The sequence below is a fragment of the Polynucleobacter kasalickyi genome (assembly GCF_900176405.1).
GTDB classification, from domain to species: Bacteria; Pseudomonadota; Gammaproteobacteria; order Burkholderiales; family Burkholderiaceae; genus Polynucleobacter; species Polynucleobacter kasalickyi.
This window is the reverse complement of sequence record NZ_FWXJ01000034.1, coordinates 1-1295: the sequence shown is the minus strand read 5'-3', so window position 1 is coordinate 1295 and position 1295 is coordinate 1. Positions and strand designations below refer to the sequence as shown.

Here is a 1295-nt window from a genome sequence, read left to right as displayed (position 1 = left end):
TCGTTAAACATACTTCTTAACCGCTTCAATTATGCAACCTTTTTCTGAGCTGCATACCATCGCTTCTCAAACTCCATTGGACTTACAAAACCTAAAGTGGAGTGTAGTCTTTTGTAATTATAGAAACTGATCCAGTCAATTACTTCATCCATCATATCTCGCCTTGTTGCATACTTCACTCCATGAATACGAGCGACTTTCAATTTACCCCAAAGACTTTCAGTTGGAGCATTGTCCCAGCAATCCCCCTTACGACTCATCGAACTTCTCATGTTGAAGGCAGACAGTACTCTTTGGAAATCTTCGCTACAGTACTGAGTCCCTCGATCGGAGTGGAATATCAACCCAGATGACGGATTCCTTCTAAACCAAGCCATTTTTAAAGCATCTACTACCAAGTTACTTTCCATCTTGGACTTCATACTCCAACCAACAATCTGCCGATTAAATAAGTCAATTACAACCGCTAGAAATACCCAACCCTCATCGGTAGGTAAGTACGTAATATCTCCCGTCCAAACTTGATTGGGCTGCTCAACATGAAACTCTCTACCTAGCAAGTTATCTGCTACCTCAAATCGATGATTGCTGTCGGTAGTCACCACAAACTTACGTTTACCCTTGGCTTTGATACCATGCAATTGCATCAACTTTCTTACTCTTTCTTTGCCAACCTGAAAGCCTCGAGCATGCAGCTCTTTGGTGATCCTAGGCCAACCATACTCCTGCTTCACTTCCGCATGAATCGCCTTGATATGAGCCAACAGAGCCTCATTGCTCAGTCTCTCAGGTTTTACGCCCTTTTCGGGTCGCTCCAACACTTTCTTACGTTGATGTTGGAAATACCCACTCGTACTCACACCCAACACCTCGCAAGCCAAACCAATCGGCCATTGCGACTTATTACGAGCAATCCAAGCGTACTTCACAAAGATTCTTTCGCGAAGTACGCTGTCGCCTTTTTTAAGATATCGCGCTCCATCTTTACCCGAGCTAACTCAGCTCGTAGTCGCGCTAACTCCATCTGTTCTTCACTAATTACCTGGGATTTACCACCCGTCAACTGCCCTTGTTCATCCCAGCGAATCCAATTTTCTAATGATCCTTTGGGTACGCCTAGAATCTTAGCAACATCCGCTGATGACTGGCCATTTCTAACCAGCCTAACAGCTTCCATCTTAAACTCTAGGGTATATTTAGCCCTTGTTCGTTTCACCACCATTTGACACCTCCATCACTATATTTATATCATTTTTTCATATAGTTAAGAGGTACGTTTCTCAGGGGCAAGATCA

At 43.6% G+C, this 1295-nt stretch carries 1 protein-coding gene; it reads right to left on the bottom strand.

What is annotated here, in order from left to right; translation table 11 throughout:
• Positions 1–29: 29 nt before the first annotated feature.
• A protein-coding gene (locus B8983_RS13815) for an IS3 family transposase (protein WP_143736201.1) occupies positions 30–1222 on the bottom strand; the annotation gives its coding sequence in 2 pieces (ribosomal slippage) (positions 30–955 and positions 955–1222; 1194 coding nt in all).
• Positions 1223–1295: the final 73 nt, after the last annotated feature.